13 protein-coding genes and 1 pseudogene are annotated in these 15,339 nt (G+C 24.5%); 6 read left to right on the top strand and 8 right to left on the bottom strand.

Translation table 11 applies throughout. The features are described from left to right. Positions 1–1,195: 1,195 nt before the first annotated feature. The 7 genes from BMW96_RS12870 to BMW96_RS12845 form a co-directional block, all read right to left on the bottom strand. Positions 1,196–3,169, bottom strand: a complete 1,974-nt coding sequence (locus BMW96_RS12870; protein ID WP_092356700.1) for an ABC transporter permease — start codon at positions 3,167–3,169, stop codon at positions 1,196–1,198. After that, positions 3,159–3,926 (bottom strand): ABC transporter ATP-binding protein, encoded by a 768-nt coding sequence (locus tag BMW96_RS12865; protein ID WP_092356697.1) that lies wholly within the window; start codon positions 3,924–3,926, stop codon positions 3,159–3,161. Before BMW96_RS12865 ends, BMW96_RS12870 begins: the two co-directional genes overlap by 11 nt. Positions 3,927–3,993: 67 nt before the next feature. After that, a complete protein-coding gene (locus BMW96_RS12860; protein WP_092356694.1) occupies positions 3,994–5,004 on the bottom strand; it encodes a sensor histidine kinase in 1,011 nt (336 codons plus the stop codon). Further along, complete coding sequence (locus BMW96_RS12855) at positions 5,001–5,660, bottom strand: response regulator transcription factor (RefSeq protein ID WP_092356691.1); 660 nt, start codon at positions 5,658–5,660, stop codon at positions 5,001–5,003. The genes BMW96_RS12860 and BMW96_RS12855 overlap by 4 nt, the downstream gene beginning before the upstream one ends. Before the next feature lie 125 nt (positions 5,661–5,785). Beyond that, on the bottom strand, positions 5,786–5,962 hold the full coding sequence (locus BMW96_RS14265; RefSeq protein ID WP_169924248.1) for a hypothetical protein: 177 nt from the start codon (positions 5,960–5,962) through the stop codon (positions 5,786–5,788). Between the two features lie 135 nt (positions 5,963–6,097). Continuing rightward, on the bottom strand, positions 6,098–6,970 hold the full coding sequence (locus BMW96_RS12850; RefSeq protein WP_092356688.1) for a YitT family protein: 873 nt from the start codon (positions 6,968–6,970) through the stop codon (positions 6,098–6,100). Between the two features lie 114 nt (positions 6,971–7,084). Further along, positions 7,085–8,050, bottom strand: a complete 966-nt coding sequence (locus BMW96_RS12845; protein WP_092356685.1) for a glycosylasparaginase — start codon at positions 8,048–8,050, stop codon at positions 7,085–7,087. A gap of 161 nt (positions 8,051–8,211) precedes the next feature. On the opposite strand from BMW96_RS12845, the gene BMW96_RS12840 reads away from it, so the two are divergent. The 6 genes from BMW96_RS12840 (at position 8,212) to BMW96_RS12815 (ending at position 14,987) form a co-directional block, all read left to right on the top strand. Beyond that, positions 8,212–8,562, top strand: coding sequence for an arsenate reductase family protein (locus tag BMW96_RS12840; protein ID WP_092356682.1), 351 nt, complete (start codon positions 8,212–8,214; stop codon positions 8,560–8,562). Continuing rightward, positions 8,562–9,347 (top strand): zinc dependent phospholipase C family protein, encoded by a 786-nt coding sequence (locus tag BMW96_RS12835; RefSeq protein ID WP_092356679.1) that lies wholly within the window; start codon positions 8,562–8,564, stop codon positions 9,345–9,347. Before BMW96_RS12840 ends, BMW96_RS12835 begins: the two co-directional genes overlap by 1 nt. A 130-nt stretch (positions 9,348–9,477) precedes the next feature. Next, positions 9,478–10,146, top strand: coding sequence for a response regulator transcription factor (locus tag BMW96_RS12830; protein ID WP_092356676.1), 669 nt, complete (start codon positions 9,478–9,480; stop codon positions 10,144–10,146). Between the two features lies 1 nt (position 10,147). Next, on the top strand, positions 10,148–11,626 hold the full coding sequence (locus BMW96_RS12825) for a hypothetical protein (protein WP_092356673.1): 1,479 nt from the start codon (positions 10,148–10,150) through the stop codon (positions 11,624–11,626). 81 nt (positions 11,627–11,707) lie between these two features. Continuing rightward, entirely contained in the window at positions 11,708–13,501 is a 1,794-nt protein-coding gene (locus tag BMW96_RS12820; protein ID WP_092356670.1) for a sensor histidine kinase, read from the top strand. 139 nt (positions 13,502–13,640) lie between these two features. Next, positions 13,641–14,987: a hemolysin family protein gene (locus tag BMW96_RS12815; protein WP_092356667.1), complete on the top strand. Its 1,347-nt coding sequence runs from the start codon at positions 13,641–13,643 to the stop codon at positions 14,985–14,987. 14 nt (positions 14,988–15,001) lie between these two features. Here BMW96_RS12815 and BMW96_RS12810 read toward each other — a convergent pair. Further along, a pseudogene (locus BMW96_RS12810) lies at positions 15,002–15,339 on the bottom strand (hypothetical protein); the annotation flags it as partial.

The raw sequence follows: 15,339 nt of genomic DNA, 5'->3' as shown, positions 1-15,339 counted from the left end.
TTTCCTTGTTCTAAAAAGTCTTTTATCATTAATGTCTTATCTACAACATAATAGTTTTCACTCTTTAGTTTTTCATAATCCTTTAATCCAACAGGAATTCTTTTTCTCATATATTTCACCCTTTCGTTTGGTTTCATTATAACATAGATATGCAATCCTTTCAGCAAGTTTAAATTAGTTAAAAATAGTCAATAAAATTATTAATCTTATCATGACTTTTAACATCTAAAAAACAACAGAAATATATTGTATCATGTGATATTTTAACTGAACATTATCCTGAAAAATTAAGAACCGTTATATAAATATGATTATACACTATTGTTTAAAGAACATACTTTTTTCATACTGCAGAAACCATGTATTTATAACTAAGTATCTATATGAGTAAAAATACCTTATATATAAACTGATTACATTACTTGATCATTATAAATTTTTCAGTTTTCATTTCTCTAGATTCAAAAATACTTTCTTCATTAAATATTGTTATAATATCAATTATTTAGATTTTCTATTTCAGTATATTCTAGTACATTAACTAGATAAATAAATACAATGTAAAATTATCTTTTTATATCTATTAATCACTCTTGATAATATTTTTTTTAATCTCTAATATGTTCTTTTTTTATTGTACTGTAATTATCTTTTAGTATGTATGGAAACCATTGGGTTAATGCATTTCAGTGTAAAAAACAGGGGTATTTGTTGGATATTAAAATTAATTAATATTTAAAAACGTATAGTATATATGAACATAGAAAGCTATTTAGAAAAGAAATTTCAATTCTACTGTATATGTCAACGACAGATTCTTTGACTAAAAAAGGAGAAAGAAAAATAAAATTTGTATTATTATACTATTTTTAATCCTATGTTCTGCATTTAGTGAACCTTATGAATTAAATACTAAAATTAGATAAACTTTCAATCACTATGGATAATACGAAGTGAAAATCAATAATAAAGGGATTGATATATTTTGCGCTAATATATTTGCAATATTAACAGATCTATTTACTAATTACAGAATGATTAATACTACAAATACTTTTGAATATGGCATCTATAAAGTTAATGTAGAATATTATTTATATAAAGATATACTAATAAAAAACCAGAAGTAAATAAGTATCATCTTATTTTACTCCTGGTAATTTTCATCTTAACTTAATAATACGCTATATTTTATTTAATTGTCTTTTATAATACTTTTACTACATAAATAAGTAATAATAAAATATCCACCATAAATAATTACTAGAAAGATACTTGTTGTAATAATTACCTCAAAAGTATTAGATTGATTAAATGTTTGCAGCATCAGATTACAAACCTGAATCCCAAATATAGAATGAATAATTGCTAAAATTAAAGGGTACAAAAAATAAATTGCTATTTGCTTAAATAAAGAATGATTAATCATTTTCTCATTAACCCCTAATTTTCTTAATACCTGATATTTTTCTTTATCATCAATACTTTGTGATAACTCTTTAAGTGCTAAAATAGCGGCACAAGAAATCAAAAATACAATTCCTATATATAATCCAATAAAAATAACCATAGCCCCCATACCAATACTATTGGCGTAAATCTGTATTTTGGTATTAACCAATAAAATATCAGACCTATAACTTTGCATCTTTTCATCTAATACATTTCTATTTTCTTTATCTATACTATTATAATTTGACATCAAATAACTATTAAATAGTGAGAAATCATTAACTGCTTCATCAGGAACAATATAAACCCCCATTGTCATATGGCTCGACTGCATTGATAAAAAACCGTTTTGACATTTATCAAATTTACTATGATATACTTTTCCATTTAATTCAATATCTGGTTTATCTTTAAGAAATTGATTACGAGCATTTATAATATTCTCATAATTTGCCATTACTACATATTCATCTTTTAAATTATAAATTGGCAGGTTATACATTTTTGCTAATTTATTATAATCACTAAGTTTAATTATTTCTTCACTAGTATTTAAAAACTCTTCACTTGTATCTTTATAAGCATCACCATAAGTATGTCTAATGGTTAATTGAGGACTTTGATACGTAGTAAAAGTATAAGTATCTTTTAGTTTATCAAGTGAAATTTGATTTTTAATTAAATATTCATCAATTGTTAAATTATCTTTACTAGCATCCTTTTGCATTTGAATATCTATAGGAGCTAATTCATTCAATTGAGCAGTTGAAGCTTTATTTAAAGCAAAAGCACTTGAAAAAATACAAATAGTTAAAAAAAGCATTAAACAAATAATAGTTGTTGAAAACACTGTAGTATTTATTTTACTGCTAATTTGTTTAACTGTAAAACTATTTAGATTTTTAAAATAATGATTTTTTGAAACCATTACTAATTTCAAAACTAAACCTGAAATAGACCAATAAATAAGAAATGTTGCAACTGCTCCATAAACCATTTGTAAAAATACTGAAAATTCTTCAGTTAAATTATCAGCTCCAGCAGTAACATTATAGTATGCATAACTCAACAAAACTGCTGCCCCAATAAAAATTAGTATACAAACAAATGAATTTTTTAATTTAATCTCTTCATTTTGTTTATTGACTATTAATAATTTAATTAACTGTTGACGATTAACTTGAATAGTATTAAAAACTAAGACTAATAAATACATGATTCCAAAATAAATGATTGTCTTTATCGTCGTACTAATGGAAAAAACAAATGTAAACTTACTCATATCAGCTTCAAACATATTAGCAACAATAATTGACATTACTTGTGATAAAGCAATTCCCAAGATTAAACCAACTATTAATGAAATAAGACCTATCACTATTGTTTCAACTAATAAAATCTTTGATATTTGTTTTTTTGACATACCTAAAGTCATATATATACCAAATTCTTTTTTTCTTCGTTTCATTAAAAACTGATTTGCATATACAATTAAAAAACCTAATATAAATGAAACAAATACACTTACCCCTGATAAAATATTATTTATTAATTGAATAATATCTTTAGTTGAATTACTCAACTTTAACATGACTGTTTGACTTTCAATTGAATTAAAAATATAAAAGATTGCAACTCCCAAAATAAGAGTAAAGAAATAAATAGCATAATTCTTCAAACTTTTTTTAATATTCTTTAATGATAAATTAAACAACATCACTTACATCGCCCCCAAGCAAAGAAACAACATCAATAATTTTATCAAAAAATTGTTTACGATCACCACCACCACGATCAAATTCATTAAATATTCTACCATCTTTAATAAAGATAACTTTTGAAGCATAACTAGCACTAAAAGCATCATGTGTAACCATTAAAATTGTTGTTTGATAATCTTGATTTAATTTTTGAAGTCTTTCTAATAACATTTTTGAACTTCTTGAATCTAATGCACCAGTTGGCTCATCAGCTAAAACTAACTTTGGATTAGTAATGATTGCTCGAGCACTAGATACTCGTTGCTTTTGTCCTCCAGATATTTCACAAGGATACTTATTTAAAATATCACTAATACCTAATTTGTCTGCGACTTCCTGAACCCGCTGGTCAATTATTTTAGCTTTAATATTTTGAATTTGTAAAGCTAAAGCAATATTTTCATAAGCTGTTAAAGTATCTAATAAATTAAAATCCTGAAAAATAAAACCTAATTCTTCACGTCTAAATTTATTTAAATTATTTCCTTTTAATTTTGTAATATCCAAACCTTCAACATAAATATGTCCACTTGTTACTTTATCAATTGTTGAAATAACATTCAATAATGTTGTTTTACCAGAACCACTAGCTCCCATAATGGCAACAAAATCACCTTTATTGATATTCAGTGAAATATTGCTGATAGCTTTAGTAAGATTACTCTTATTTCCATAATATTTACTAATATTTTCAATTGTTAGAATATTTTCCATATATTATTCTCCTTTACAACTTAATTATAGAAAAAACATAATCTTAATAACATCGAACTATCTTACATCATCTTACAACGTTGTAATATTGATCATCATTGAAATAGAGTGTTACTTTAGTGTATTTATTATATTGTGATTCAACAATAATCTTATGTCCTAATTTATCACATAATCTTTTAACAATATACAATCCCATTCCTGTTGAACTAGAAACTAGTCGCCCATTTTCACCAGTAAATGACTTATTGAATACTTTACTTAAATCACTCTTTTTAATTCCAATTCCATTATCAATTATTTCCAAGGCAATATTATTAGTCTTAATTACCTTAAAAATTATTTTACAATTATCCTGACAATGATATTTAATACTATTACTTACAATTTGATTAATAATAAATTCTAACCATTTAGTATCACTTAAAACAGTATAATTAATTTGTTCAATTTCAATATTAATTTTTTGATACAATAAACTATCTTGATTACGCTTTATTACATTTCTGATAATCATTCCTAAATCACAAGATTTAATTAAGTAATCTTTTTCACTGTTATCTTTTCTAGCATAATATAAAACCTGTTCAACATAATTTTCAATCCGATTGACCTGATCTTTTAACTTCCTTTCATTTTGCTCATGATTATGAATCATTAATTTTGCACTTGATATTGGCAGCTTGACCTCATGAATCCATAATTCTATATACTCTTTAAAATCTTTTAGATTATTCTCATATATTTCTATTTCTTCATACATTGATTTATCAATCTCATAAAGAGCATCATATAAAATCTTTCCTTCTAAAAAATTCGGAGGACTAATTAATTCTGTTATTAAGCACTTTTTATCTAATTGTTCTAATTTATTAAGAAAACTTTTATAAAAACTATGTTTTTGGTAAAAATCATAACCTATCAACAAAACTCCAAATAAAGCCATTACTAATATGACCGACCAAATCAATGCATTTGATACTTTAAACACTAATAAAAAAAATAACACCATTAACATCATTAATATTAATAAAACTAGATAGGTAATTCTATCTAGTAAATAATCTTTTAATTTCATATTAATATATAACCTTGATCCCTTCTAGTTTCAATCACATTATACAAACCAATCTTTTCTAATCTTTTTCTTAACCTTGTCATATTAACTGTTAATGTATTATCATCAATAAATTTATCTGTACCCCATAAATAATTCATAATATCATCACGAGTAACAATCTTTCCCTGATTCATCAACAGGAAATAAAATATTCCCATTTCATTTTTAGATAAAATTAATTCTTGATTTTCATTTTTTAAAGTACTTTTCATTAAATCCACTTTAATATCATGATAAAGTAGCTTTGTTTCATTTTTATGTAGACGTTTAAAAACAGCCTCAATATGCAATAGTAAAATAGTTGGATTATATGGTTTAGTTATATAATCATCTGCACCATAACTCAATGCCAATATTTCATCAATTTCACTATCTTTACTAGTAACCATAATTACAGGAATAGTAGAAACTTCTCGTAATTTTTTTAATAGCTGCTGACCATTAAGATAAGGTATTTTAATATCTAATAAGATTAAATCTGGTTCAATTTCAAGTATTTCTTCTAAAGTATCTTTAAAGTTTTGTAAAATAATTCCTTGATAACCATTATAATCTAACAATACTTTTAATTCTTTTCGTAATTCTAAATCATCTTCAATAATTAATATCTTCATGATGGTCACCCCTTTATATTATACACAATTAATTATATTGCTACCTTACAGAAGTGTAAGATAGCAATATTTTAATACCTATTTTATCCACTAAAATGCTTTTCTAAGACCTTATATTAATTATCTTATTTACCTTTATTCATTACTTTATTAAATAATTTTTCAGTTTCTTCAAACTGTTTTAAAATAGCATCATTACTTGGGCTCTTTATTTTTGTCTCATTTTTTTCATCAATTAATATCTGTAAATTTTTATCAATATTTTTTAATAATAATATTATTTCATCTAATTTTTTCTCCATTTTTCCTATTATGAAGTAACGTTTATTAAGACATAATAAAATTTATCAATTTCATAAGAAATCTTTTATATCCTATTTGTCTTTTTTGAGTCACTCCGTCCCCTTTCTTTTTAAAATATTTTGTTATAATATCTTTTATTCAATTGGTGTTTGATAAAAATACCCAAAGAAATTCTCAGTTTTTAACACATTAATAATAACATTAGAATCAACATCTTTCATCAAACTTACAATATCTTGTACTTCATAACTTGAAACAACAGTATGTAATAAATTCATTGGCTTTTTACTATATCCCCCAATTGCTTCAACACATGAAATACCATGATGATACTGTAAAATATACGCTTCAATAATCTCTTGTGCTTTTGTAGTTGTTATTTGCAAAGTTACTCGTTCATAACGTTTATAAAATGAATCAATTGTTTTAGTTGAAATAAACTGTAATAAAATTGAATATCCCGCATATTCCCAGCTAAACATATATCCAAAAATAGTTAATATTATTGCATTAAATATAAACACATACCCCCAAATTGCTTTTCCTTTACGATTTGATACATATAATGCAATAAAATCTGTTCCACCAGTTGATGCATTACCTTTTAAAGCAATAACAGTCAATAATCCATATGCAAACCCACCAAATACAATATTTAATAAGATATCATCAAATAATGGTGGATAATGAGTAAAATTTAAAAAGAAACTAGCTAAAAAGACTTCTAGTAAAGAAAAAAATGTAAATTTTGGACTAATACTTTTATAACATAAAATAGCAACTGGTAAATTTAATAAAATCATTCCTAATGATATAGGAAAAGAAAAACCAAATAAAGAAGTAATCTTTTCAATTAAAATTGCTACTCCAGTAAATCCACTAGATAATAAATTAGTTGGCTGAATAAAGACATTGAGTACATATGCTTGTAAAAAAGCAGCTATTACAACACTAACTAATGTTATTATAAACCTACTCCTTTTATCATTAATTAATTTTTTAAACATAAATACTAATCTTCATTTCTTTAAGTTTATTATTGTTACTAATCATAATTTTCCTACTTTCCTTTATTCTTATGATTAGTATTACCTATTATTAAACCATTTTAACTACTTTTATTATAAATCACTATTCCTTTTCAATGTTTTTTTTCTTGCTGTCATATAGTTGTCTAACCATTCTTGACTTGCTGCTTCATGAATACATTTACCATTAATATTTTTTGTTATGTAGACAGTTGCTTTTTCAGTAGCTGTAGCAACAACAAAAGAAAAATTCTCTATGTTAGTTGCCACACCCCATTGACCTTTATTGTTCATAGCAATAAGTGACATGTCTCCAGCTTGGCCACGGCGCTGCTTTAATTCTAAATCAAACATATTAACTGCTGTTTCACAAGCTTCTTGAGGATGAATACCATCTTTCATTAAACGAACAATCTCATATGCAAGACATCCTTTCATTACATCCTCACCTAAGCCTGTAGCACTAGCTCCACCAACTTTACTATCAACATAAAATCCTGAACCTGAAATTGGAGAATCACCAACACGACCAGCTTTTTTCATAAATAAACCACTTGTAGAAGTGGCAGAAGTCATTTTACCATGTAAATCTAAACATACCATTCCAACTGTATCATGACCTGAGTATGGTTTTATTTGCTGTTCCTTAATTTCATCTATTCTATTATAATAATGAATTTTAGCCCTTTTAGTTAACATATTTTTTCGTTCAAATCCCTCTTTATGAGCATACTTTTCAGCACCTGAACCAACCAATAAATTATTCACTTTCTCTTTTGATAAACGTCGTGCAATTGATATTGGGTTAGCAAAATCTTTTATAGCTGCTACTGCTCCAATATCTAATGTATCACCATCCATAAAAGCTGCATCTAATTCAACTTCCATATCTTCATTTGGTAATCCACCATATCCAACTGATTTATAATATGGAAAATCTTCTACCTCTCTAATTGCTATTTCAATAGCATCTCCTGCATCTCCTGATTTTTTTAGTATTTCACTAGCTTTTTCTATTCCTTCTAAAGCCATTCGCCAAGTTGCAATTATTCCCCACATATAATAATCCTCCTTATTTTTCTATTTTTATTCAATTATAAAACATAGTTTAACTTTTTTAAACTAAACATGAATATATTATTAATTTCATTATTAAAAAATAATATCAAATAAGTGTAATCTTATGATAAAATGAGTTAAACTATTAATGAGGTGAAATTATGTTAAAATTTATTGAATATCCAAAGTGCAGCACTTGTAAAAAAGCTAAAAAATATCTCGATGATCTTGGTTTAGAACATAGTGATCGTCATATTGTTGAAGAAAAATTAAATAAAGAAGAATTACTAGCTCTATATAAAAAAAGTGGTTTACCACTTAAACGATTCTTTAATACATCTGGATTAAAATATAAAGAGTTAAAACTAAAAGATAAATTAGCACAAATGAGCGAAGATGAACAATTAACTCTTTTAGCTAGTGATGGAATGTTAGTGAAAAGACCAATCATTGAAACCGATAATAAAGTTTTAGTTGGGTTTAAACCAGCTGAATATGATTTATTAAAATAATGCCTGCAGCTTATAGTCATTATCGTTTAGGTCAAAAAGTAATTGAACAGCTTAATAATCCATTAAAAAAAATAATTCTTAATAATCAAGATCTATTCAATCTTGGATTACATGGTCCAGATATTCTTTTTTACAATCGACCTTATATCCACAGTAAAGTTAATCAACTTGGCAGTACAATGCACCAGCAAAAAGCAAATAACTTTTTTAAACAGTCTTTATCTATATTAAAAGAAACAAAAAGTGAAGCTCAATTTATTTATTTGTGTGGCTTTGTTTGTCATTTTATTCTCGATAGTAATTGTCATGGCTATATTGATAATATTATTGTTGAAACGAGAATAACTCATTTTGAAATAGAAACCGAACTAGATCGTTATCTAATGTTAAAGGATAATTTAGATCCTTTAACATCCCCTCTAATAAATCATATTATTATTAATGAATATATCATTAATAATATTAATCCCTTTTTTAAGACTACAAAAAAACAATTAATAAAGTCACTAAAGGGAATGAAGTTTTACGATCATTTATTAGTTGCTCCACAATTATATAAAAGAGGATTAATTTATTTATTTTTATTAATTACCTTTACTTATAAAAAGTTTCAAGGATTTGTAGTAAACTATAAACCCAATAAAATTCTTATTCCTTATATACCAAAGCTTGAGATATTATTTAATAAAAGCATAAATGAATCTATTAGTGGAATTTATGATTTAATTAATGCAATCAAATATGAGCATGAATTATCTAAAAGATTTAATCGTAACTTTAAATAATCAGCAAAAAAGCTGATTATTTTTATTACGTTTCATAATTAAATTTATTAGTAAGAGAAAAAATAATTTATTAACGTCCACGATATTTTCACAAATTAATGTTACAATTATTAAAAAGGGGAGAATAACAATGTATCATATTTTATTAGTAGAAGATGAAAAATTAGTTCGTGATTTTATCACTGAATACTTTAATAAACGGGAAATTAAAGTTATTGAAGCTACAAATGGTTATGAAGCAATATCCTTAATAAATGAAAAAATAGATTTGATTTTATTAGATATCATGATGCCAGGAATTGATGGTTATGAAGTATGTAAACAAATTAGAAGTTCATCAAATATACCAATTATTTTTATTAGTGCTTTATCATTAGATGATAATCAGTTATTAGCTTATCAATTGGGAGCTGATGATTATATCACTAAACCTTTTAAACCATCTATATTATATGCTAAATGTCTGGCCATGATTAAGCGTAATTATCATGATGATCTTAATGATATTATTAAATATGGTTTAATTAAACTTGATAATAACTTTCATCAGGTTATTGTTGATGGTAAAGAAAAAAAGTTTACTCCAAAGGAGTACGCTATGCTAGCTTATTTCATAAAAAATCATGATCGTTTACTTAGCCGAGAACAGTTATTAAATGATTTATGGGGTTATGATTATTATGGGGATGGTAGAGCTGTAGATACTTATATTAAAAAGTTAAGAAAATTAATTGCTCCATTAGATTACATCAAAACAATTCGTAAAAGTGGTTATATTTTCTCAAAAGGAGAACACTAACATGAAAAAATTTAAATTTAATAAAACACATAAAATATCATTAATAATAATTACTAGCGTCTTAATTATTAATGTTGTCTATACATATAAAGACTATCAAGCTACTAAAACTAGACCTGAAAATCAGCTTTCTATGAAAAATATTGTCATGAATATTAATAATAATTTAAGTTCAGATTATATTTTTGGTGATTTATATCATCTTGTCAAAAATAGTCTCAATATTTATACAGATAATCACTTTATTGCTTTTGATAATTCTCTAAACCCTTTTTATAATAGTAGTTATTATATGAAAAATACGCTTTATTATGGTTCACCAGAATTTTCAGAAGAAGAAAAAATAATAAATATCGACAATTTAGATTACATGGTTATTAAAGAGATTACAAATTATATAAAAGAGTTATATGAAAATGGAGAAAAAGTTATTGCTACATTTAATCATGATGCAATCACTGATAAAGATATAATCATAGTTAAAGAAATAACTTATCTTTCTATAAATGATCGAATTTTTATTGAAAATAAAAAGGAAAATTTAATAAGTAAAGAAATTAATAATATTAATTCAGCACTAGGACATTATTCTTATGATGGTGAAGAAGATTCGTATTTTAATATGATTGTTTGTAATACATATGATTATTTAGAAACCAAATTAAACGATGTTGTAAATAAAGATAAATTTGATGATAATGGTTACTATGAAATAACATATTCTGATGAAAAAAATAATGAACATTTAAATCCTATTGAATATACAATTGAAAATGACAAACATATAAAGTTAAATAGAAAAGCTTGTTTTCAAAAATTTGGTTCGATGTATGGCGTATATGCTGATAAAAAAAATGATAAAGATCTTTATCAATCTTCAGAATATGACAAAGGTTATCTTGCTTGGATTGAATATTATACTGACAGTGATTTATATACTTTTACTACATATATTTCTAATAATTATATAAATTATTTAATTTCATTACTTTTAGTTATTGGAAGCTATTTTTTAATTAAAATTATTGTTAATGAAAAAACAAAGATTGAGCCAATTGATAAACCTATAATAAAACAACCAAAAGTAAAAAGGAAAGTTACAAACAAAGAAGATGTTAATTTAGAAAATAAATTAACTAATTTGATAAGTAGTGGACAAAATCTTTTTATATTTAAAAATATAGAACTTAATTATCAACCTAATCCTCTAGTTGTTTTAGGTAACAAATCTGAATTAACTAAAGTTATTAATGATTTATTTTTCTTTACTATAAATCACAGTAGACCTAAAAATAAACTTGATATTAAAATAGAAAATAAAAAGATTTATGTTATCAATAATGATTATTGTATTTTAGACAATGATCTACAAGAATTAAATGATGTATTTGAAATTATAGAAGCTCATGATTTCCAATATAGTTTTAACTTATCGCAAAATAGTTATGAAATTATAATTGATTTGAATATTAGAAAATAAAATTTACATCTAATTTACACAAAGAAATCACTTAGCTTACACATATAAAATATATACTATTAGTGAAAGCAGGTGATAGTAATGAAAAAATTTAGTTTAACTATTAAGATAGGTTTGATTGTTTTATGCAGTTTTTTAGTAATTTTAAGTTTTGAAGCTTTTCAAGGTTTTAATCGTTATAAAAATGCTTCTATTAAAGAAAAGTTAATTAGTAATAAATATATTGATAATATAAAAGCTAGTATTTATGATGCTGCCTTAAATCATGAAGATATTGATATTAGTCAATTAGAAAATGTGATTACTAATAATGAAAGTGTAAAACATTATTTTTATAGCTTTTATAAAACCTATGAAGATAAAAAAGAATTGGAAACAGTTCGTAATTTAGCTAAAGAACAATATACTTTAATAGCTGATAAAGATGGTAATTTAATTTGTGCTGGTAGTAGCGATAATATTATCTTTTACAGAAATAATTATATAGAGCTATCTAATAATAAAGAAGTCATCTATTTTAGTGTAACTCCTGATATGCTTCTTGAGATTATTAAAATAATAAACAATAATTGGCACTCTGGTATTGATATTGAAGTTTCTACAACTAATAGTAAAATTATTGACAAAAAAATATATATCGAAGAACCTGATTATTTAAAAATAGGAGATACTATATTATCAAACAAAACTAATGATAATATCGAAAATATTTATATTAATAACATTAGTTCTCCTTGTTATCATGTTGAAGAAAACGAAGTTACACCAATTGATAATTATTATCTTCTTACATATCCTTTCTTTAAAAATAAGATTAAATCTAAAGTTAATAATTCTTATGAAGAAAACTATTTTGAACAAGATAATACTACAGTTGTTTATTCATATGCTGCTATTGAAGATAATAACTATCAACCATTTGGATATATTTTAAAAGTTGGCTTGTATCCTGATTTGAATAAGAATATCTTTTTTGAGTATTTAAATGATAATATTTATAGTTATTTATTATCTATTTCATTTGTCATTTTAATTAGTTTTATTGCTTCAAAAATTATTACTAAACCTATTAAATTAATTGAACAACGAACTAAAGAAATAACTAATGGTGATTTTACAAAACAATTACCTATTAAATCAAATGATGAATTAGGTTCATTAATTAATAATATTAATATAATGAATAATACTATTAAGGCTAATATTGATAGCCTAAATGAAAATATAGTTAAAATAAAGAAACTTGAAAATACTCGTAAAGATTTTATTGCTAATTTCACTCATGAAATAAAGACCCCTTTAGCTATTATTAATGGTTATAGTGAGTTAATTGAAGACTGTGATGATAATATAAAAAAAGAAAAATATCTTTCTATTATCAATGAACAAACAGAAAAAATAAATAGTTTAGTATTAGCTATGTTGGAACTATCAAAATTAGAATCAAGTCATGTTGAATTAAAATTAGAGAAAATTAATTTAGGTGAGTTAGTAACACCTATTATTGATAATTTAACTTATTTATTGAAAATTAAAAAAATAAAAATTGAGTTTTATGATGATGAATCAATAATAATTGGTGATAAATTTAAAATAGAAATAGTGATTAATAACTATTTAACTAATGCTATCAAGCATACTAATAATTTAGGGACTATAAAAGTAATTATTAAAGATAAAGCTCTAATTATTGAAAATACTGGGTCTCATATTAATAATGATAAATTAGAAAATATCTGGATGAGCTTTATTAAAGATGATCCAGATGGTACGGGATTAGGCTTAGCTATTTGTAAAGCAATACTAGATTTACACCAATTTAGATATGGTGCAATGAATATCGAAAATGGTGTTAGATTTTATTTTAATGCATAACTATTAATAGACCTATCACTTTATAACTTAATAAAAACTTAACAATCTTCACTTTTTAGAATCATTTACATTTTAATATAAATTTGATAGAATTATTCTCATAAAATTTAACTACATAAAAAAAGGAGTGTTTTAATTTATGGATGCAGACCCCGAGTCTTCAATCACATTACAATTAGTTTTAATCGTTATTCTTACTTTAATTAATGCATACTTTGCAGCTAGTGAAATGGCTATTGTTTCAGTAAACAAAAATAAAATTCGTCGTTTAAGTGAAGAAGGTAATAAAAAAGCAAAATTAGTTGAAAAACTACTAGAACAACCTACTAACTTTCTATCAACTATTCAAGTAGCAATTACTCTTGCTGGCTTCTTTAATTCTGCAAGTGCTGCAACTGGTATTTCTGTTAGCCTAGCTAACCTATTAAAAAGTTGGACTATTCCATATGCTGATACTATTGCAGTAATTTTGATTACTATTTTAATTTCATTTATTACTTTAATTTTTGGAGAATTAGTTCCTAAAAGAATTGCTTTACAAAAAGCTGAATGGTATTCAATGTTTTGTGCTAAACCAATTTTAATTATTAGTAAGATTGCGAGTCCATTCATTAAAATCTTATCTTGGTCGACTAAATTTGTTTTAAAACTTTTTAAAATGAATGATGAAAGTGTTGAAGAATCTTTATCACGTGAAGAATTTCGTTCAATGGTTGAAAGTGGACAAGAAAATGGTGTTTTTAATGAAATTGAAACTGATATGATAACAAATATTTTTGAGTTTGATGATAGTCTAGCGTTAAATGTTATGACCCCTAGAACCGATGTTTATTGTATAGATATAAACGATCCACTAAGTGAAAATATTGATCAGATGATGACTATGCAATATACTCGTATCCCTATTTATGATGATTCAATTGATAATATTATTGGTATTTTAAATATGAAAGATTTTTCAATTGAAGCTCGTAAAGTTGGTTTTGATAATGTTGATATTCGTAAATTATTAAGAAAACCGTATTTTGTTTTAGAAACAAAAAATATTGATGATTTATTTAAAGAATTGCAAGAAGATCATCAACATATTGCTATTTTAGTTGATGAATATGGTGGATTTTCAGGAATTGTTACTGTTGAAGATTTAATTGAAGAAATTATGGGAGAAATTGAAGATGAATATGATCATGATGATGAACCCAAACTTCAAAAAATAGATGACTATAACTATTTAATTGATGGTAATTATTTAATTTCTGATCTTATTAATGAGTTAGATTTAAATCTAAATAAAATTAATCATGATACTATTAGTGGCTTTGTTCTTCAGTTATTAGGAGAAATTCCTGATGAAAATCAGGAACGTACTGTAACATATAAAAACTTGACATTTAAAATTACTGGTATTAAAAGTAATCGTGTTACTAAAATAAAATTAACAATTCACCAAAATATATTAAAAACCGATGATAACCATATAGGTTAAAATCGGTTTTTACATTAATTACTATTATCTATTCTTTCCTTAAATACTTCAAATTCATCTTCTTCAAATATATATTTGCTTATTAACTTTAACTGCTTTTCACTTAATCCTTCTATCCATTCTCTGCATTCCTGATGGTATCTTCCTTTAATCATTTCTACTTTTTCCTTTTTCATCCCTTGTTTTATTCCAATTTCAATTCCTTCTTCTAATCCCTTATTATGATACTCATCTTTAAATGATTCTGTTCTTATTCTCGCTAACGCTAACTGATTTGCTATCGACCACATTGGCTCATTATTTCTAAACTTGTCATACATCTTTATCACCATCCCGATTATGTCTTCTTCTT

Origin of the sequence: Thomasclavelia cocleata, assembly GCF_900102365.1 — a bacterium.
Lineage (GTDB): Bacteria > Bacillota_I > Bacilli_A > Erysipelotrichales > Coprobacillaceae > Thomasclavelia > Thomasclavelia cocleata.
This window is presented reverse-complemented; position numbering and strand designations above follow the sequence as displayed.